The 16,684-nt window shown below is 66.3% G+C and carries 15 protein-coding genes; 5 read left to right on the plus strand and 10 right to left on the minus strand.

Annotated features, from left to right (window positions below):
- From A985_RS24230 to bcsB, 3 genes are all read right to left on the minus strand, one after another.
- Positions 1-1,555, minus strand: a 1,555-nt coding sequence (locus tag A985_RS24230; RefSeq protein ID WP_157211348.1) for a tetratricopeptide repeat protein, incomplete at its 3' end; no start/stop codon positions are given.
- Positions 1,528-2,751 carry a cellulose synthase complex periplasmic endoglucanase BcsZ gene (gene bcsZ, locus A985_RS0104525; protein ID WP_017232217.1) on the minus strand — a complete coding sequence of 408 codons (1,224 nt, stop codon included), beginning with the start codon at positions 2,749-2,751 and terminating at the stop codon, positions 1,528-1,530. The genes bcsZ and A985_RS24230, both read right to left, overlap by 28 nt.
- Positions 2,752-4,986 carry a cellulose biosynthesis cyclic di-GMP-binding regulatory protein BcsB gene (gene bcsB, locus A985_RS0104530; RefSeq protein WP_017232218.1) on the minus strand — a complete coding sequence of 745 codons (2,235 nt, stop codon included), beginning with the start codon at positions 4,984-4,986 and terminating at the stop codon, positions 2,752-2,754.
- 464 nt (positions 4,987-5,450) lie between these two features.
- On the opposite strand from bcsB, the gene A985_RS0104535 reads away from it, so the two are divergent.
- The 4 genes from A985_RS0104535 (at position 5,451) to A985_RS0104550 (ending at position 9,762) form a co-directional block, all read left to right on the plus strand.
- Positions 5,451-5,711 (plus strand): hypothetical protein, encoded by a 261-nt coding sequence (locus A985_RS0104535; RefSeq protein WP_157211349.1) that lies wholly within the window; start codon positions 5,451-5,453, stop codon positions 5,709-5,711.
- Positions 5,712-5,717: 6 nt separating this feature from the next.
- On the plus strand, positions 5,718-6,368 hold the full coding sequence (locus A985_RS0104540) for an HAD-IB family hydrolase (protein ID WP_017232220.1): 651 nt from the start codon (positions 5,718-5,720) through the stop codon (positions 6,366-6,368).
- Between the two features lie 20 nt (positions 6,369-6,388).
- Positions 6,389-8,314, plus strand: a complete 1,926-nt coding sequence (locus tag A985_RS24235; RefSeq protein WP_083902191.1) for an FUSC family protein — start codon at positions 6,389-6,391, stop codon at positions 8,312-8,314.
- A 284-nt stretch (positions 8,315-8,598) separates the two neighbouring features.
- On the plus strand, positions 8,599-9,762 hold the full coding sequence (locus tag A985_RS0104550; RefSeq protein ID WP_026131653.1) for a class I SAM-dependent methyltransferase: 1,164 nt from the start codon (positions 8,599-8,601) through the stop codon (positions 9,760-9,762).
- A gap of 77 nt (positions 9,763-9,839) precedes the next feature.
- Here A985_RS0104550 and A985_RS0104555 read toward each other — a convergent pair whose 3' ends face one another.
- A complete protein-coding gene (locus A985_RS0104555) occupies positions 9,840-11,060 on the minus strand; it encodes a TIGR03862 family flavoprotein (protein WP_017232223.1) in 1,221 nt (406 codons plus the stop codon).
- 236 nt (positions 11,061-11,296) lie between these two features.
- Between A985_RS0104555 and A985_RS0104560 the strand changes: the two genes are divergently transcribed.
- On the plus strand, positions 11,297-12,046 hold the full coding sequence (locus A985_RS0104560) for a class I SAM-dependent methyltransferase (protein ID WP_017232224.1): 750 nt from the start codon (positions 11,297-11,299) through the stop codon (positions 12,044-12,046).
- 35 nt (positions 12,047-12,081) lie between these two features.
- Here A985_RS0104560 and A985_RS0104565 read toward each other — a convergent pair whose 3' ends face one another.
- The 6 genes from A985_RS0104565 to astD all read right to left on the minus strand — a co-directional run.
- A complete protein-coding gene (locus tag A985_RS0104565; RefSeq protein WP_017232225.1) occupies positions 12,082-12,273 on the minus strand; it encodes a DUF2964 family protein in 192 nt (63 codons plus the stop codon).
- Positions 12,274-12,436: 163 nt separating this feature from the next.
- Complete coding sequence (locus tag A985_RS0104570; RefSeq protein WP_017232226.1) at positions 12,437-12,655, minus strand: DUF2964 family protein; 219 nt, start codon at positions 12,653-12,655, stop codon at positions 12,437-12,439.
- Positions 12,656-12,848: 193 nt separating this feature from the next.
- Positions 12,849-13,208 carry a DUF1488 domain-containing protein gene (locus tag A985_RS24240; protein WP_327198093.1) on the minus strand — a complete coding sequence of 120 codons (360 nt, stop codon included), beginning with the start codon at positions 13,206-13,208 and terminating at the stop codon, positions 12,849-12,851.
- Positions 13,209-13,348: 140 nt separating this feature from the next.
- On the minus strand, positions 13,349-13,918 hold the full coding sequence (locus A985_RS0104580; protein ID WP_017232228.1) for an NADPH-dependent FMN reductase: 570 nt from the start codon (positions 13,916-13,918) through the stop codon (positions 13,349-13,351).
- 21 nt (positions 13,919-13,939) lie between these two features.
- On the minus strand, positions 13,940-15,301 hold the full coding sequence (gene astB / locus A985_RS0104585) for an N-succinylarginine dihydrolase (RefSeq protein ID WP_017232229.1): 1,362 nt from the start codon (positions 15,299-15,301) through the stop codon (positions 13,940-13,942).
- A 42-nt stretch (positions 15,302-15,343) separates the two neighbouring features.
- A partial coding sequence (gene astD / locus A985_RS0104590) for a succinylglutamate-semialdehyde dehydrogenase (protein WP_232424517.1) occupies positions 15,344-16,684 on the minus strand: 1,341 nt, incomplete at its 5' end.

The raw sequence follows: 16,684 nt of genomic DNA on the forward strand, positions 1-16,684 counted from the left end.
AGGCATTGCCCGGGTCGAGCGCGACGGCGCGCTCCAGGGCCGCGAGCGCCGGGCCGTGATGACCTTGTGCGATCGCGCGCTCGGCGTCGTCGGACAAGGCAGCGGCCTCGGCCTTGTCGAAGCGCGCCGTGTCCTGTGGGAAGCGTCGTCGCAGATCGCCGAGCAGGGTCGCCAGTTCGGCGCGGCGCTCCTGGCGCGAATACAAGGTAATCAGGCCACGCAATGCCGTGTCGTTATCCGGCTCGATCCTCAGCGCCTGCTGGAAGAGCCGCTCGGCATCGTCGTTGCGCTTGTCGTCGAGCGCAATCTCGCCCAACAAAGCCAGACCGTCGGGATTGCGCGGGTCGCTGGCCAGGGCGCTACGCACGAGCCGGTCGGCCTCGGCCAGACGACCGGCGTCGCGCGCGGCGCGCGCCTCGGTCATCGCGCCCCAGAAGCGCGACGTCTGGAGCAGCGCACGCCACTTGTTCGCGTTTCCCGGATCCTTGCGCAGCGCCTGTGAAAACAGCGCTTGCGCCGCCTGATGATCGCCTTGACGCATCTTGACGAGCCCCAGCGAGCCGAGCAGTTCGCCGTCGTTGGGGCGCTTGGCGCGCGCCGCGTCGAGCGACGTCTGCGCGTCGCTCAGCCGCCCCTGATCGAGCGCCTTGATGCCAGCCTGCCTCGCCTGATAAGCGGGATCGTTGAGCATCCGCGTGCGGGCTGCCTGTTGCGCGTTGAGCTTGTCGTACGCCGCGCGGATCTCGGTATCGTTCGGCGAGAGCGCGAGATAGCGCTGATAGAGGGGCAGCCAGGCCAGATTGCCGTCCGCCCGCGACAATCCTTTCTGCCAGAGCGGCAGCAAGGCGTTCAGATCGGCGTCGGGCCGCGCCGCGAGTTCGGCGACCATTCGCGTGCCTGCCAAGCGACTCGCCGGACGGTCGATCATCAACTCGGCCAGCGATTGCGATGCGCGCGAATCGCCAGGCGCGTCCTTCGCGAGCGCTGCCAGCCCCCGTTGCGCCGCGGGCCAGCCGTGGGTGGCATTGGCTTGCGCCCGGTAGTACTCGACGCCAAGATCGCCACTGGGCGGACCGTCGGGAAACAGCGCCTGGTACTGCGCGAAGGCGGCGTCGGCCTGTCCGCTGCGCTGGAGCAGTCGCGCGCGCGCCATGCGGGATTTGTCGACGGTGTTCACGCGGATCACGTCGGCCAGCGCTTGGGTGGCGGGCGCGTTCGGATAGCGCGCCTGCAACGTCTGCAAGGCCTTGCTCGCTTGCTCTGGGTGATTTTCTTCACTCTCGATCTGGCCGAGCAGCGATAGCACGTCAGGTTGCTCCGGTTGCACGAGCAGCGCCTTTTCCAGCGCTGCGCGAGCAAGATCGTTGCGATGACGGGCGTGCCAGAGCGTGGCGCTCGCAAGCAGACGGCTCACGTCGCGATTGGCGGCCACGACATCCGGCTTGCCGCCCTCGCCCGGGCTCGGCGCGGCGCGCGCGGGGACAACACCGGCGGCCATCAGCACACAGGTCAGACACGCGGAGCGAATCACCGTGTTGCGCAAGTCGCCTCCCATGGCACCTGCAACATGCCGTCGGCGGCGAAACGGAAGCGCCCATCGCGCCAGCCGAGACCGAACAACGAGAGCACCGAGCTGTAGTAGCCGGGTGCCGCTTGCGCCTCGAGCGCGCGCGCACGCGTCACTTGCGCCTGCGCTTGCGCGGTATCGCCCACCGCCTGAAGCAGCGGCACAAGGGCCGCCGAAAAACCGGACCCGCCGGATTGACTGGCCGTGCCGTCGCGCGTATCGACCCGTTCGGGCGGCGCACCGTGAGCCGCGACAAACTTCAGCATGCCGCCGAAGGTGTGCATCAATGCGTGAAAGTCATCGCTGCCGGGCGCGAGCATGCCAGCCCATAGGTAGACACGAATCGCGTTGTAGCTGCCCTCGCCCTTCGTGTCCGGATCGATCTCGAAACCGCGGCCCGCACGATACATCGCCCATTCCGGGGCGAATCCCAGCGGTGGCGCCGTCAGCGTGATTTGCTTGAGCGATGACGGGATCAGTTGGGCCCAGCCGCTTTCGGGAAAGCGCCCCGCCAGATAGCGCACCACTTGCATCGGCACATAGCTGGGATTGAGCCGCCACAGATCCTTCGCGGGATGAAAGCCGACCGGCGCCGGCAGCAGCGTGCGCCCGAGACCGGGCACGACATCCGTCTCCTCCGACACAATGCGGCGTGCAACGAGGGCGCCCAGCGCGGTATACCGCCGCACGTTCCACAATCGCCCTGCCTCGCCCAGCGCGTAGGCGATCCACATATCGGCGTCGCTCGCCGGGTTACGGTCGAGCACGCCCCATTGCCCGTCGTCCTTCTTGCCCCAGAGCCATGCGGGCAGGTGAGCGGTCAAATCGCCCTGCGCCAGATTGTTGACGGTCCAGTCGAGCACCTTGTCGAACGTGACGCGATCGTTGGCCATCAGCGCGAAGGTCAGCGCATAGGCCTGACCTTCCGACACCGTGCGCTGATCGTCCATGCTGCGATCGATCACGCGCCCGTCGTCGCTCAAAAAGCCCGCCTTGAAGCGTGTCCAGTCAGGCCAGTCGACCGTGGCACAGGTTCGCAACTTCGTCGTGGTCGTGGGCGCGGCCTTCGCCGGCGCGCTGTGCGCCGGGTGTGTCAATCCGCCGAGCACCGGCAACGCACTGCATGCGGCGAGCGCACGCAGCACGGCACGACGGCGCCGGCCCACACTTTCGGCGCGTGTCATTTACTGCTCCAGACGACGCGCAGCACGCCGCTGCAACCAACCGAAGCACTTGAGCGCAATGGCGAACGCCGCAAGCAGTGCGACGAGCCCCACCAGAATTGGATGGCTTGAAAGGTGATAGCGAATGCGGGTCCACCAGCTCACATCGCCCACGAAGTAAGTCTGGCCAAGGCGGAATGAATCGGCACGATCGCCGCTGAACACCGCGAGATCGCCATGGATCTCCGCCCGTCGGGCGTTGTCGCCGATGGCATCGACCACGCTGAGCAATGCGTCGTCGCTCGACGCATTGATCGCGACCACCGAGCGCGAGCGGGTCACCGGCGACTCGAATCCGATGAGCGCGGCGAGCGGCCCCTTGGACAATGCGTCCATGTGCGCCGGCCCGACAGGGCTTGCCGCAAGCGCCGAGCCTATCGCACCGTCGCCCCGCGAGGCCTGCGGCTGGGCCGTCATGACCCGGCGCGTCTGGTCGATGATCAGCGGCAGATTTTTGCCCCACTTGACCAAGAGGTCAGCCACCTCCTGGCCGCCGACCATCAGGAGGTCGCGATCCTTGAAGCGGTCGGTCTGCGTCGTGTCGAGCACTTCGAAGCGATCGGCATAGACGCCAGTCGACCGGCCGAACTGGCCGAGCGTCGAAAAGACGGCTTCGAGCGCCGCGGTGTCCGGCGTCTTCGACATCACGATGGCCGTCTGCGCTAGATCGGCGTACTTCGTGAAGGGGAATCCGCTGCCGACGAAGAAGCTCAGGTTCGGCATCTCGGCGTAGTGCGGCAGGCCGCTGAAATCGATGGTCGAATCGGCGTCGATGGCCGAACGTGCCGCGTGGGTGATCGACTGACTGCACATCCCGTCCTTGTGCGGCTCCATCGCGAACTGAAACGACAGCGAATTGCGCGACGCCACCTGGAACGCGGGGATGCGCACTTCCTTGCGATCGGCCATCGTGCCGTCGGAGAGCAACTCCACGAGCATGTGGCTCTTGTCGATACTGGCGCCCGAGGCGCGAAGACGATAGGCGCGCACGAACTGATCGTTGATCGACACGCTCATCGACGAATCGTCGGGCTTCGCCGGCGGCGTGTAGCGGTACTTCAGATCCATCGGCACGCCCGTGTTCTGCCACGTGAGCAGATCGGCGGGAAGATTGAGGCGGAGACGAATCGGCCACGGCATGTAGCCGCTCGCTTGCAGGTCGCTCGGATTGTCGACCAGTTCGCCGAACTTCACGGGGCGGTCGGTGCGCACCCACCGCGGCGCGTCGTACGCCGCGCGCGGTGGCATCGGCGTGAGCGCGTCGATGCGCATGGCGTCGCCCGACAATGCGGCGCGTCCCGAGACGAGCGCGAGCGCGGCCGTCTCCAGATCCTTGGCGTCGCGGCCCTGCACGACGAGCAATTTGAGCGACGGATCGTCCGGATTCGACATCATGCGCAGGGTCGGGGCATCGACCTTCGGCAAATCGAGTCCCGGGAGCATCGTGTCGTTCGTGACGAACACGATGGCGTGCTTCGACGGCAACGTCTTCACGCTGACAGGGAAGCGCGTACGGCGATAGTCGCCGATGGCGCCCGCCCACGTCGCCACCACACCGGCGGCATGCACCACGGCGAGCGACGGCGGCGCACCGAAGACGAACGGAACGGTCTGGTCCCGGTTGTCGTGACGGTCGAAGAACGGCGCGGGCAGCAAGGCCAGATCATTGCGCAGCGTGAGCGCCTGCGTGCTCGTAACGATCTCGCTCTGCGGACTGATATCCGCCCATAGACTGGAGTGCAACGGATCCTCACACTCCATTGTGTAATGCCCGATCAGCACCAGTCGCACGCGGTTGAAACCCGAGAGCAAGCGGGGGTCGAGTGCAATCTCGCGCACCAGGTTCTTGCCGCCGTCCTGCTTGTTGAACGGCAGCGTGGCGACCAGTTCTTCGTTCAGATATATCTTGAGTTGCGAGAGATCGGGAATCAGCGCGGGCGAATAGGTGTAGCGCAGCCGCAACAGCGCCGAGGCGACCGTCTGATCGAGTCGGATTCCGAAGTTGACGTCGCCCGATCCTTCGGTGCCGCGCAATCGCAGGCCATCGGTCTGGCCCAACTGGGCAAACGTGACGGTGCGCTGGCGGGTACCGGCCGATGCCGCGGCAAGCGCCACGGTGGTCCCTGACGGGTCGGGCGACGCCGCGGCGCCCGACGCTGCGCCCAGCGCGGCGACGCCGCCTGTCGGCAGCGCCATCGGCGCCTTTGCTGCCCGGCTTGCCGCCGGTGCCGCGATCGCCAGGCGAGTGCCCGCAAGGTCCATCGCAGTGGCAGCTAGCAGACAGATGGCGGAGATTTTTTTGTAACGCGACCAAGACGCTCGAAGCTGCATGTGCGATGCCTCATCTGTTCTTGTGCTGCATTATTGCCGCTCTCACATGAGGCTTGCCCAAAGGACCCGACGTCTCACCACGTCGTTGTCCGGCAATCCTAAGATTGCCGGTGTCCGGCGGACCTGCACAGCATGCGTGTCTGACAGCGGTAGATGCGCCATGCTAGCCTGCCTGAGTGAGAGGAATCAAGCGAACTTTGGGCTTCGGTCACTGAAGGCCCGGTGCACCGGCTGACCGGCCGGCAGCGAAATTGCCCTGCTTTCGAGGCACCTATACAATGCCTTGAATGCGCCAGACCGAACCCTCATCCGCCAAGGTCACGTTGCCCATGACAACTGTCACGCCCAACCCGCAAACCGCCGACGCGACGATCGAGCGTCGTTATCCGTCGGATATCGATCGGTTGCGCGAAGTCGTCGGCGTCGATGTGCTGCCGTTCTATCGCGACGAACAAGCGATCGTTGCCAACCGGCAGGCGCGCGAACGCTGGCCGCATCTGGTCGCCTTCGCTGACTCACGCGGCGCTGCATCGACGCTGTCGGCCGCATCGGCGGCGACGACTGTCGCGCCGCGCTCCAGCGCGCGCTGACCTCGCATGCGCGACACCTCGATCGTCGCCGCCTTCGATTTCGACGGCACCATTTCCACCACCGACAGTCTTCGCATCTTCGTGCGCGAGACGGTCGGCACACCGCGCTTCGTGGCTGGGGCCCTGCTCGCTTCGCCGTGGCTGATCGGCGCAGCGCTGCGTGTGGTCGACCGGGGCACCGCGAAGGCCGCGTTCCTGCGCGCGTCGCTGGGTGCACGCACACGGGCTCAGCTCGAGTACGATGCCAAGCGGTTCATCACGCAGCATTTGCCCCGCCTGCTTCGTCCCGAGATGCTCGCGCGTTTGCGACAGCACCGGGCGATGGGACACCGCATCGTGCTGGTCAGCGCCTCACCCGGCTTGTACTTGCGCCTATGGGCCACCTCGGTCGGTTTCGACGCCGTTCTCAGCACTGAGCTGGCGTATGACGAACTCGGTCGTTTCTCCGGCCAATTTGCCGAGCCGAATTGCTGGGGACCGGAAAAAGTGCGGCGTCTCGAAGCCTGGTGGGCGGCGTCGCCGCCGCGCGTGCTGTTCGTCTATGGCGACAGCCGGGGCGACAAAGAAATGGCCGAGCGCGCCGATTACGCCTGGATCCGTGGTCAGGGCAAGCTCATGCCACTGCCCGATGCCGACGCATCGCGGCAGGCGCCCTGACGACGACGGATCGTCCGCACATGCCCACGACGCCAGAGCCCCGCCGCCGCGTTGCCTGGATGTCGCGGCTGGTGCGACTCGAACCCGTAGCATTCTCCCGATGGGACGCGGTGCATGCCGCGCTCTCCGTTGCCGTGCCCACCGCCATCGGCGCGGCCATCGGTCATGGCGCAGACGCCTCGCTCATCGCGCTCGGCGCGCTGCCCGCCATCGTCGGCGACCGAACCGGCCCCTATCACACGCGGGCACGCTCCATATTGCTGACCGTCGCCACCGGCGTCATGGGCTTCTACACCGGCATGCTCATCCACGACCTCGGCATGTCGCACCCGTGGGCCGCGCATGGGCTGCTGCAAGCGGCGATCCTGCTGCTCAGCTTCATCGGCACATTCGGCAACGTCGCGTCGGCGGCGACCTTGCAGGGCGCCGTATACCTGATCGTCGGCTGGGGCCTGGCCCTTCCACCGCCCGAATGGCGCGCGCCGCTGCTGCTTGCGGCGGGCGGGGTGTTCAGCGTGCTGCTCATGGCCGTTCACTGGCTGCGGCACCCGGGCGCCGCCGAGCGCGACGCCGTCGCCGCGATCTATCAGCAACTGGCCAACGTACTCGACGCGAGCGGTACGCCGCGCGTCAGGCTCGCGCGCCGCTCGCTCGAGAACGCCATTGCCGCGGCCTACGACACGCTGTTGAGCGCGCGCGCGAGCACAGCGGGCGGGTGGGGAGTGCTTGAGCGCCGGGCTGCCCAGATTCTGGCGGCCGAGCCCATCACCTCGGCCGTCATCGGCCTTGCGCAGGGTGGCAGGCCGCTTCCCGCACCACTCGGACGCGCGTTGTACGGCATTGCCCGGCGCATTGCGCGCGATCGGCAGCTCGACGTGGCGGCCACCGTGGCGGTGGCAAAAGACAACCACGCGCCGGCGCTCGCGGCGGCGTTGCATCGCGCCGAACCGTTACTCACTGGCACCGTGCATGCGGCCGAAGCGCCCCTGGTTGCCTTGGCGCGTCATCGGGCGCGTGCCACGCCCGGACGGCAATGGATACCGAAGTGGCCGTGGCCCGACGTATGGCGGTACTTGCTGCGAATTGGCTTGTGCGTGCTGGCCGCGCAGATCTTCATTGCGCTCACGGCACTGCCGCGGTCGTATTGGGTGCCGCTCATCGTCGTGGTCATCTTCAAGCCGAACTATGGCTCCGTGTTCGCCCGTGCGTTGCAGAGCGGCGTGGGCAGTATCGTTGGCGTTGCCGTCTCGGCGGCCGTCGTCGCCATCGACCGGAACGGGTGGGTCAGTCTTGCCGTGCTCGTCCCGCTGGCGGCGTGTCTGCCGTGGGCGTTGCGGCGCAATTACGGGTTATTCAGCGCCTTGTTGCTACCGATACTGATGTTGGTGATGGGCGCATTGCAGCCGGGCAGTCAGGGCATTGCATTTGCGCGGTTCATCGATGCCGTGGCGGCGTGCGCGATCGTGTTGCTCGTGGGGTATTTACCGTGGGCCAAGTGGGAGCGGCATCAACTCGACGAGCGCGTTGCCAATGCGCTCGATGCGCTGGGTCGATATGCGGCGCTTGCCGACACGCAAGATGTCGATGCAGCGTTTGGTGCTCGGCGGGTGGCCTACAAAGCGCTCGACGACGCGCGTATTGCGTTACAGCGGGCGTTGTCCGAACCGCCGATGGTGAGTCGTCGGGCGGCGCGCTGGTGGCCGGCGCTAGTGGCCTTGGAGCGTGTGGCCAATGCCATTACGGACATCGTTCCCCGAGCGGGGGCGCATGACGCGCAGGTCAATCCGGGGGCGGCGGTGCTCACGCGGATGGCGGCGGCGATTCGGCATGGTGGGTTGGGGCCGGCGATGCCGTCGGCGTTGGCAGCGGGAATAGATCCGGGGTTGGACGAGGCGTTGCGCGCGGCCATTGGCGTGTTGTTTGGCGATGCGAAAAAGGCGGGCTGAACGGCATGTTGGCGGCGACCGGGCGGCACTGATTCCGGTCGGAGGGGAGACAACGCAGGCATAATGCGGGCTTCCGGCGCATCCTGAGGGAAGTGAAGAAGACGGACCGGAGCCCCTTTCTGCAGCGAGTTGGGTTTATGTTTGAGAGGCGGAAAGGGGCTCCGGTCCGTCTGGGGCGGGCTTCCCGACAGAGGTTGATCTCCCGACAGAGACAGGCTCCCCGTCAGAGGGGGGGCGTCCCGCCCAAGCTTCCGTGCGCCGCCACGCTATTCAGAAGACATCGCATGAACACTACCCCGACGCTAGCCTGGACCGAAGACGGTCGCCCCGTGACTGCACGCTGGCGTTCCGAAGCTGGCGTAACGCCGCCGCACCGAGTGGAAGTCGTTGACGACACCGTGACGGCAGACGAGGCCTATCATCTTGCCTGTGGCGGAACGGCCTTGCTGTACCGAGGCGACTACCAGAATGCGCGTCAGTTGCTGCAGGCGATGGCGCGGCGGGTAGATCGTCCGCCGCATCGTCCGCGCCGCAAGCCCGCGGCCAAGGGCGAGGCAGCCCTCGCCAGCCCGGCCGACGCCTTCCACAAGTATCGGATGGCGCAAGCGCAGCGTGCCCGCATCCTTGGCATGGTGCTGATACCGCTGGACGCTGACTATGGCATTCCGTTGCGCCGCGCGCCGGACGTTCGCGAGGCGTGCGCCGAAGCTTGGGGCGCGCCGGACACCACCCCCTCGGTGGCATCGCTGCGCGAAATCCTCGGCTTGATCGGGGCCCATGAATGGCGCAAGAAGGGTGTGCCGATTGCGGCGTTGGCCGCGTCGATTCACCCCTGGTACGGCGTGTATTCGCCCATACGTGGCGAGTATCTTCAACTGATCGATCAGGCGCCGCTGCCGGCCAAGACCCTGGCGTTCGACATTGGCACAGGCACCGGCGTGATTGCCGCGGTGCTTGCCCGTCGCGGCGTGCAGCAGGTCGTCGGTACGGAGCGCGATGCCCGTGCCCTGGCGTGTGCACGCGAAAACATTTCGCGGCTTGGTTTCGATCGCGCCGTGAAGATCGTCGATGCCGACCTGTTTCCCGAGGGCAAGGCACCGCTGATCGTCTGCAACCCGCCGTGGGTGCCGGCCAAGGCAAACGCACCCATCGAGCATGCAATCTACGATCCGGACAGCCAGATGCTCAAGGGCTTTCTGAACGGCCTCGCCGCCCACCTGAGTCCCGGCGGCGAAGGCTGGCTGGTACTGTCCGACCTGGCGGAACATCTGGGCTTGCGCACGCGCGAGACCTTGCTCTCGTGGATTCACGGCGCTGGCCTGGTGGTGCTCGCGCGTCACGACGTGCGCCCGCACCATCCCAAGGCCAGCGACGCGAACGATCCGCTGCATGCGGCACGCGCCGCCGAAGTGACCTCGCTGTGGCGTCTCGGCGTTCGTCCGGCTTGAGGGTCGGCGATCTCGGTTGACGCTCGGTTGACGTGGACCACGCCCGGCGGCCACCCCGGCACCGGGCTCGCGCGATATCAGCGCTGGGCCTGAAGATAGGCCGCGGCGCCGTCGCCCGCTACACACGCGCTCGCAAAGCACGCCGTGAGCAGATAGCCGCCGGTGGGCGCTTCCCAATCGAGCATCTCCCCGGCGCAAAACACGCCGGGCAAAGTCTTCACCATCAAGCGCGCGTCCAGCGCTTCCAGCGCGACACCCCCGGCACTGCTGATGACCTCGGCAATCGGCCGCGTGCGCAACAGCGTCAATGGCAAACGCTTGATGCCGGCGGCCAGCGCCGCCGGGTCGTCGAACGCCTCACGCGGCAAACACTCGCGCAGCAACGCCGACTTCACGCCCGCGAGCCCCAGGCGACTCTGCAGATGGCTCGCCATCGAGCGCGAGCCTCGCGGCCGGCCCACTTCCTCGGCGACACGCTCGAGACCCCAGTCCGGCAACAGATCCAGATAGACCTGCGTGCTGCCCTCGGCACGAATCGCATCGCGAATAGGGGCGCACAACGCATACACCAGACTGCCTTCGATGCCCTGCGCCGAGATCACGAACTCGCCTTTGCGCGTCGTGCCGTCCCGTAAAGTCATCGTGACCGATTTCACCGGATGGCCCGCGAACCGCTCGCGCATGTGCGGCGTCCAGTCCGACTCGAAGCCCGCATTGGCCGGCAACAGCGGTGCGACCGCCACGCCATGATCGCGTAGCCACGTCACCCAGGCGGCGTCCGAGCCCAGTTGCGGCCAACTCGCGCCGCCCAGCGTCAGCACCACAGCCCTCGCCCGCACGCGGCGCTCGCCCCCGGGCGTTGCAAACCGCAAATCGTCCGGGCCGGCCGACGCCCGGGCGTCCCAGCCCAGCCAGCGATGCCGCACATGCAGCCTCACGCCCGCCGCGCGCAAACGGGTAAGCCATGCCCGCAACAGCGGTGCCGCTTTCATGTCAACGGGAAAAACGCGACCGGAACTGCCGATAAAGGTATCGATGCCCAGCCGATGGGCCCATGAGCGCACATCGTCCGCGCTGAACCGGCGCAACCACTGTGCCACTGCGGCCGCACGTTTGCCGTACCGGGCCACGAACGGCTCCGCAGGCTCGCTGTGCGTGAGATTCATACCGCCCTTGCCGGCCATGAGGAACTTGCGCCCGACCGACGGCATGGCGTCGTACACATCGACGCGCCACCCCGCCGCCGACAGCACCTCGGCCACCATGAGACCCGCGGGGCCCGCCCCGATCACGGCCACGTCGATCGTCTCGGCGGGAGCAAGGGTCGAAGTGTCAGACGGCGAGAGAGAAGCGCTGGATGGGGGCATGCTTGGAAATGATGTCGCGAAATCACGGCTGTCGCACCATGCCGGGCGGGCGCAGGATACTCGCAGGCGCGGCGGCGAAGGCCGCTATTGTCCCACAGCACCGACAAGACCGTCCGTGCTTTGGCGTTACAATCGCCCCCCATTCATGCTTCCCCCTGGAGTCGCGCATGTCGTCAGCCGATCCCACGTCGATCGGACGCACCGCTTACGCAAGTTTTGCCGAGCGCTACGCCGAGATTGCCGTGACTAAACCGCATAACGCCCTTTACGAGCGCCCTGCCACGCGCCACCTGCTCGGCAGCGTCGGCGGCCTGCATGTTCTCGATGCCGGCTGCGGCCCGGGTATCAACAGTGCGTGGCTCGCCGAGCAAGGCGCGACGGTACACGGCATCGACGTCACACCGGAGATGATCGCGCTGGCGAGAAAGCGCTGCGAAGGACTCGCGGCAACGTTCGACGTTCAGGACCTGGGCGCGCCGTTCTCCTCGTTGACCGACCACCGCTTCGACGCCATCGTCAGCGCCCTCGCACTCGATTACGTGGAAAACCTCGGACCGGCGTTTCGCGAGTTCGCGCGGGTTGCCAAGCGCGGCGCGACGCTCGTCTGGTCGATGGGGCATCCGATGCGCGACTGGCTTGACGAGCGCACCCGGCGCAACCGCCCCTACTTCGACGTCACGCGATTTGGCATGTACTGGAGCGGCTTCGGGGAGCCGAAGCCCTATGTGGAGTCATACCGGCGACCGCTCGCGGGCATTCTGAATGCCGCGGCAGACGCCGGCTGGCAACTCGAGCGCATGGTCGAACCGCTGCCGTTGCCGGAGATGGCCAGCGTCGACCCAAGGCTTTACCGCGAACTCTCGCAAGCGCCCGCCTTCCTTTGCCTGCGCGCACGCCTGGCCAAACCGGCGGGCTGAAATGCCCGCGGCGATGCGTCTGGCGACGCGTCACGTCACGACTCGTCGCGCGCCCCCCAGGGAATAAGCATCGTGGCCGTGCACGTCGCCCCCACCAACACCGCGGCCACGCCGTAGCGCGACACCTCCGGCAGGTTGAACAGCAGGCCATGAATCGTGGCGAATATGCCTCCGAGCGTCACAAATGCGGCGATGGAGGCAATCACGACGCGGGTATCGGAACACATACGGCACCTCGCAACGAGACCACGCGCGTTGCGAAGCGTTTCATGCGGGGAAATCGGCCCGACCCGGAACGTGCCCGGCCAGAGCTGCGCGACTTTCGGCTGACTTCGACGGCGTCCCTCACTTAACAGTGTAGAACGCGGCGAACCAAACGGTTAACCCGACTCAGGGCTTGCGCTGGGTATCCTTGGAATCGCGCTCGTCGTCGCTCGGCCAGGGCGTGAGCATCGCCACGATAAACAGAATACCGAACAGCACCGTCACCACGCCGCCCTTCATGACGTGCGTTTGGTCGTAGAGCAGACCGTGGATGGTGGCGAACGCACCGGCCAGCGTCATGAAGGCCGCGATCGAGGCGATGACGACGCGAAATTCCGAACCCATAGCGACTCCTGATCGTGATCGACGAGGGTGCCGCTGACGTAACCTCTCAAGCAGCAACGTCAGCTTACGCCGATCAGTGCGGCTCGCCTATTGCGTCGCATGACGAAACGTTCGCGGGTTTGACGCGAATCAAGTCGACCAAGAAAAGTCTTCCCTCGGCGGGACGTCGGAGGTGAACGACGGTGTGCGTCGCTCAGCGCCGGGCGGCTTGCCGCCTGGCTTCGCGTACCCAGCGAAAGTGCCCGCTGCGTAACAATACGGGGCCCGAAAGCCCCATCGTCAGATATTCACGCGTGAGTGCGTGAATATCCGTTCGCCCGTGTTCGAAGGCGTGCAACAAATCGTCCGCGCGCGCCGAGTAGGCGCCGAAATGATCCTCCAGGGCTTCGGCCGACACGGCGCAATCGATCGGCCGACCATTGACGACAACCGCGAATTCAATCGTCAGATCTTCATAGTTGAATACGGGACGGTGATCCGGAAACTCGATTTGCATGGCTGCACCCCCGGCTGACGAATGGACGCGTTCGACGCATCGGCTGATACGTTGCATCCAGCATAGTGCATCGCCGAACAATCCGTGAGTCGCATCGCTTATCGGTGCGTCATTGGCGATTGGACCAGGTGCCGCGCGCCCATCATCGCATCCATCACGCGAGAAAATTTACACAATCAATTGATTTGTATAAACAATTACCCATTCACGCCCTCTCTATGCTCGAGAAATTCGACGAATCCGGTGATGAACACGGTCAGTTGCTGACGAACGGCGTCGTCCTGGAGCTTCCCGTCGGCATCGATGACCTTGTTCGCGTGCGACACCATCAGGCGCCCCTGCCACCAGGGCGTGGTCTGCAGCGTGCGCAACACCGGCATCCATGCGTTCTGGCTCAGAATCGTGCCGAAGCCGCCGGGCGATGCCCCCATGACCGCCACGGGCTTGTCACGGAACACTCGCGCACTATCGGCAGGTGGCCGCGATAGCCAGTCGAGCGCATTCTTGAACACGCCCGGCATGCCGTTGTTGTACTCCGGGGTTGCGAGCAACAAGCCGTCGGCTTGTGCGATGGCGTCCTTCAGCGAGGCGACGGCGGCTGGAATTCCCTCGCTTTCTTCCACATCGCCGTCATATAGCGGAATGCCATGCAATGTGCGGATGTCCAGCGTGACGCCGGCGGGCGCCACCGCCTTCGCCGCCGCCAGCAACGCCGTGTTGTATGAGCCCTTGCGCAGGCTGCCGGACAAACCAATGATCGTCGTCATCGCGTCGACTCCCGATGGCGCTTACGCGCCGCGTTGAAATGAATAAAGACTACCCAGGTCGAGCAATTGCGTGAGGTCGTCGAGGGCGCTGCGGCTCTCGTCGAGCAGGGCCGGGTCGGCAAGATCGCCCACGGCCAGCCGGTCACGATAGTGGCGCTTCACCCATTCGGTGAGCGTGGCGTACCGTGCGTCGTCGATCCAGAGCCCCGGGTGGGTCGCCTTGCGCTCGTCGTCGGTCAACACCACACGCAGACGCAGGCATGCCGGCCCGCCGCCGTTGCGCATGCTCTCGCGCAAGTCGAACACGTGCAACTCGCGAATCGAACCCCCACTGGCCACCAGCGATTCGAGAAAGCGCCACACGGCCGGGCGCTCACGGCACTCCTGCGGCACCACGAGCGACATCCCGCCGCCCGCCGCGGGTGCCCGCGCAAGTAACTGGCTGTTGAAAAGATAGCTGCCGACGGTGTCCTCGATCGAGACGTCGTCCGTGCCGACCTCCACCACCTCCAGCGAGGTGCCCCGGGCCGCCAGCCGCTCGCGAAGCGTCGCCAGCACCGCCGCCTGATCGACGAACGCGCGAGCATGGCAGAACAGCACGTTGCCATTGCCCACGGCGATCACATCGTTATGGAAGACGCCAGCGTCGATGGCGTCGGGATGCTGCTGTGCGAACACTACGTCGTCTGCCGCCAGCCCGTGCAGACGGGCAATCGCCTGACTCGCCTGCAGCGTCTGGCGTGCAGGGAACCGACGCGGTGCCGGCGCGTTCGCCAGATCGTCTCGTCCGTAGACGAAGAACTCGACCCCGCGCTCCCCGTAGGCCCCGCACAGCCGCGTATGGTTCGCCGCGCCCTCGTCGCCCAGGGACGGCCAGCCCGGCAGGGCGTCGTGATGCGCAAAGCGGGCTTCGTCCGGGAACGCAGTACGCAGCACGCGTGACGTCGTGTCGTGCTCGAACGCGCGATGCAACTTGCTGCACAAATTGGCCGCCGTGAAATGCACCCGGCCGTCAGCCGTGTCCGCCGAGGGGCTGACGGTGGCGGCGTTGGCCGTCCACATGCTCGCGGCCGAACTTGCCGCACCGAGCACCTCGGGCGCCGTGCGAGCCGCCTCGCGTATGACCGCCCGGTCGTCGCCTGAGAAGCCAAGCGTGCGCAACAAGGCAACCGACGGACGCTCTTGCGGCGGCAAGACGCCCTGGGCGTAGCCCAGATCGGCCAACGCCTTCATCTTGGCCAGCCCTTGCAGCGCCGCCTCGCGCGGATTCGATACGCGATTGGCGTTGTTTGCAGAGGCAACGTTGCCGAACGACAACCCCGCATAATTATGCGTGGGGCCAACCAGTCCATCGAAGTTGGCTTCGAGGGCAAAACGCGTCATATCCATTCCTGGGAAAGCGGAAAAAAAGTCGAGATAGAAAGATCAGCACGCGGCAAAGTCCAGGCCCGGACCGAGGTGCTCGGGCAGGATCACCCGCGGGGCCTCCATCGACGCTATCGGGTAGGCACAATAATCGGCCGCGTACCACGCACTGGGACGGTGGTTGCCGGACTCGCCGATGCCCCCGAACGGCGCCGCCCCGGCCGCGCCCGTCGTCGGCCGGTTCAAATTGACGATGCCCGCGCGGATCTCGGCGAGAAACTGTTCGTAACGCGCGGGATCGTCGGACACCAGACCGGCCGCCAGCCCATAGCGCGTGCGATTCGCCAGCGCGATGGCCTCGTCGAACGTGTCGTAGCGCAGCACCTGAAGCAATGGGCCGAAATACTCTTCGTCGGGTAGCGCATCGCGCGCGGCCAGCGACGTTACGTCGATCAGCCCCGGCGTGAGCAATGCCGAGCGACCGTCCGGCTGGGCGAGTGGAAGGATCGAGCGGGCGCCAAGCGTCATCAGGTCGGCCTGAGCCGCCGTCATGCGACGCGCCGCCTGAAGCGACACCACCGCGCCCATGAATGGCTGCGGATCGGCATCGTAGCGTCCGACGACGATGCGTTGCGTCACCCACGCCAGTCGTTCGATGAACGCGTCGCCGTGCGGCCCACGCGGCACGAGCAAGCGCCGGGCACAGGTGCAACGTTGCCCGGCTGAGAGGAAAGCGGACTGAACCGTCACATGGACGGCCGCGTCGATATCGGCTGGCGTATCGACGATCAGCGGATTGTTGCCGCCCATCTCGAGCGCGAGGAGCTTGTCGGGACGCCCTGCGAAGTGCCGATGCAGGGCGCGGCCCGTGGCGGAACTGCCGGTGAAACACAGCCCGTCGATACCGTCGTGCGCGGCGAGCGCCGCCCCTGTCTCGCGCCCGCCCTGCACGAGGTTCAATACCCCTGGCGGCAGGCCCGCTTCGATCCAGCACCGCATCGTTCGTTCGGCCACGCCGGGCGCCAGTTCGCTGGGCTTGAAGACGACGCTGTTGCCCGCGAGTAGCGCCGGCACGATATGCCCGTTAGGGAGATGCCCGGGAAAATTGTACGGTCCGAAAACGGCCATCACGCCATGCGCCCGATGGCGCACGACGCTCTGCCCGGCCGCCACGGCACTGCGTCGCTCGCCCGTGCGCTCCTGGTAGGCTTTTGCCGAATGCGTGACCTTCGCGGCCATCGTCGCCACTTCGGTGCGCGCTTCCCACAGGGGCTTGCCGGTCTCTCGACCGATGGCGTCGGCAAGCGTTTCGATTTGCGCGGTCACGATCGCCGCGAAGCGCTGCAACACGGCCAGTCGCTCGTCGACACTTCGACGCGCCCAATCGCGCTGTACACGACG

This window comes from Pandoraea sp. B-6, assembly GCF_000282835.1.
Taxonomy (GTDB): domain Bacteria; phylum Pseudomonadota; class Gammaproteobacteria; order Burkholderiales; family Burkholderiaceae; genus Pandoraea; species Pandoraea cepalis.

Coding starts and splice junctions, on each gene's coding strand:
- astB (WP_017232229.1), bottom strand. CDS start 15,301: ATGACGCGTTTTGCCCTCGAAGCCAACTTCGATGGACTGGTTGGCCCC.
- A985_RS0104535 (WP_157211349.1), top strand. CDS start 5,451: ATGACAACTGTCACGCCCAACCCGCAAACCGCCGACGCGACGATCGAG.
- A985_RS24235 (WP_083902191.1), top strand. CDS start 6,389: ATGCCCACGACGCCAGAGCCCCGCCGCCGCGTTGCCTGGATGTCGCGG.
- bcsB (WP_017232218.1), bottom strand. CDS start 4,986: ATGGCGCTGCCGACAGGCGGCGTCGCCGCGCTGGGCGCAGCGTCGGGC.
- A985_RS0104570 (WP_017232226.1), bottom strand. CDS start 12,655: ATGGGTTCGGAATTTCGCGTCGTCATCGCCTCGATCGCGGCCTTCATG.
- A985_RS0104560 (WP_017232224.1), top strand. CDS start 11,297: ATGTCGTCAGCCGATCCCACGTCGATCGGACGCACCGCTTACGCAAGT.
- A985_RS0104580 (WP_017232228.1), bottom strand. CDS start 13,918: ATGACGACGATCATTGGTTTGTCCGGCAGCCTGCGCAAGGGCTCATAC.
- A985_RS0104550 (WP_026131653.1), top strand. CDS start 8,599: ATGAACACTACCCCGACGCTAGCCTGGACCGAAGACGGTCGCCCCGTG.
- A985_RS0104565 (WP_017232225.1), bottom strand. CDS start 12,273: ATGTGTTCCGATACCCGCGTCGTGATTGCCTCCATCGCCGCATTTGTG.
- A985_RS0104540 (WP_017232220.1), top strand. CDS start 5,718: ATGCGCGACACCTCGATCGTCGCCGCCTTCGATTTCGACGGCACCATT.
- A985_RS24240 (WP_327198093.1), bottom strand. CDS start 13,208: ATGCAACGTATCAGCCGATGCGTCGAACGCGTCCATTCGTCAGCCGGG.
- bcsZ (WP_017232217.1), bottom strand. CDS start 2,751: ATGACACGCGCCGAAAGTGTGGGCCGGCGCCGTCGTGCCGTGCTGCGT.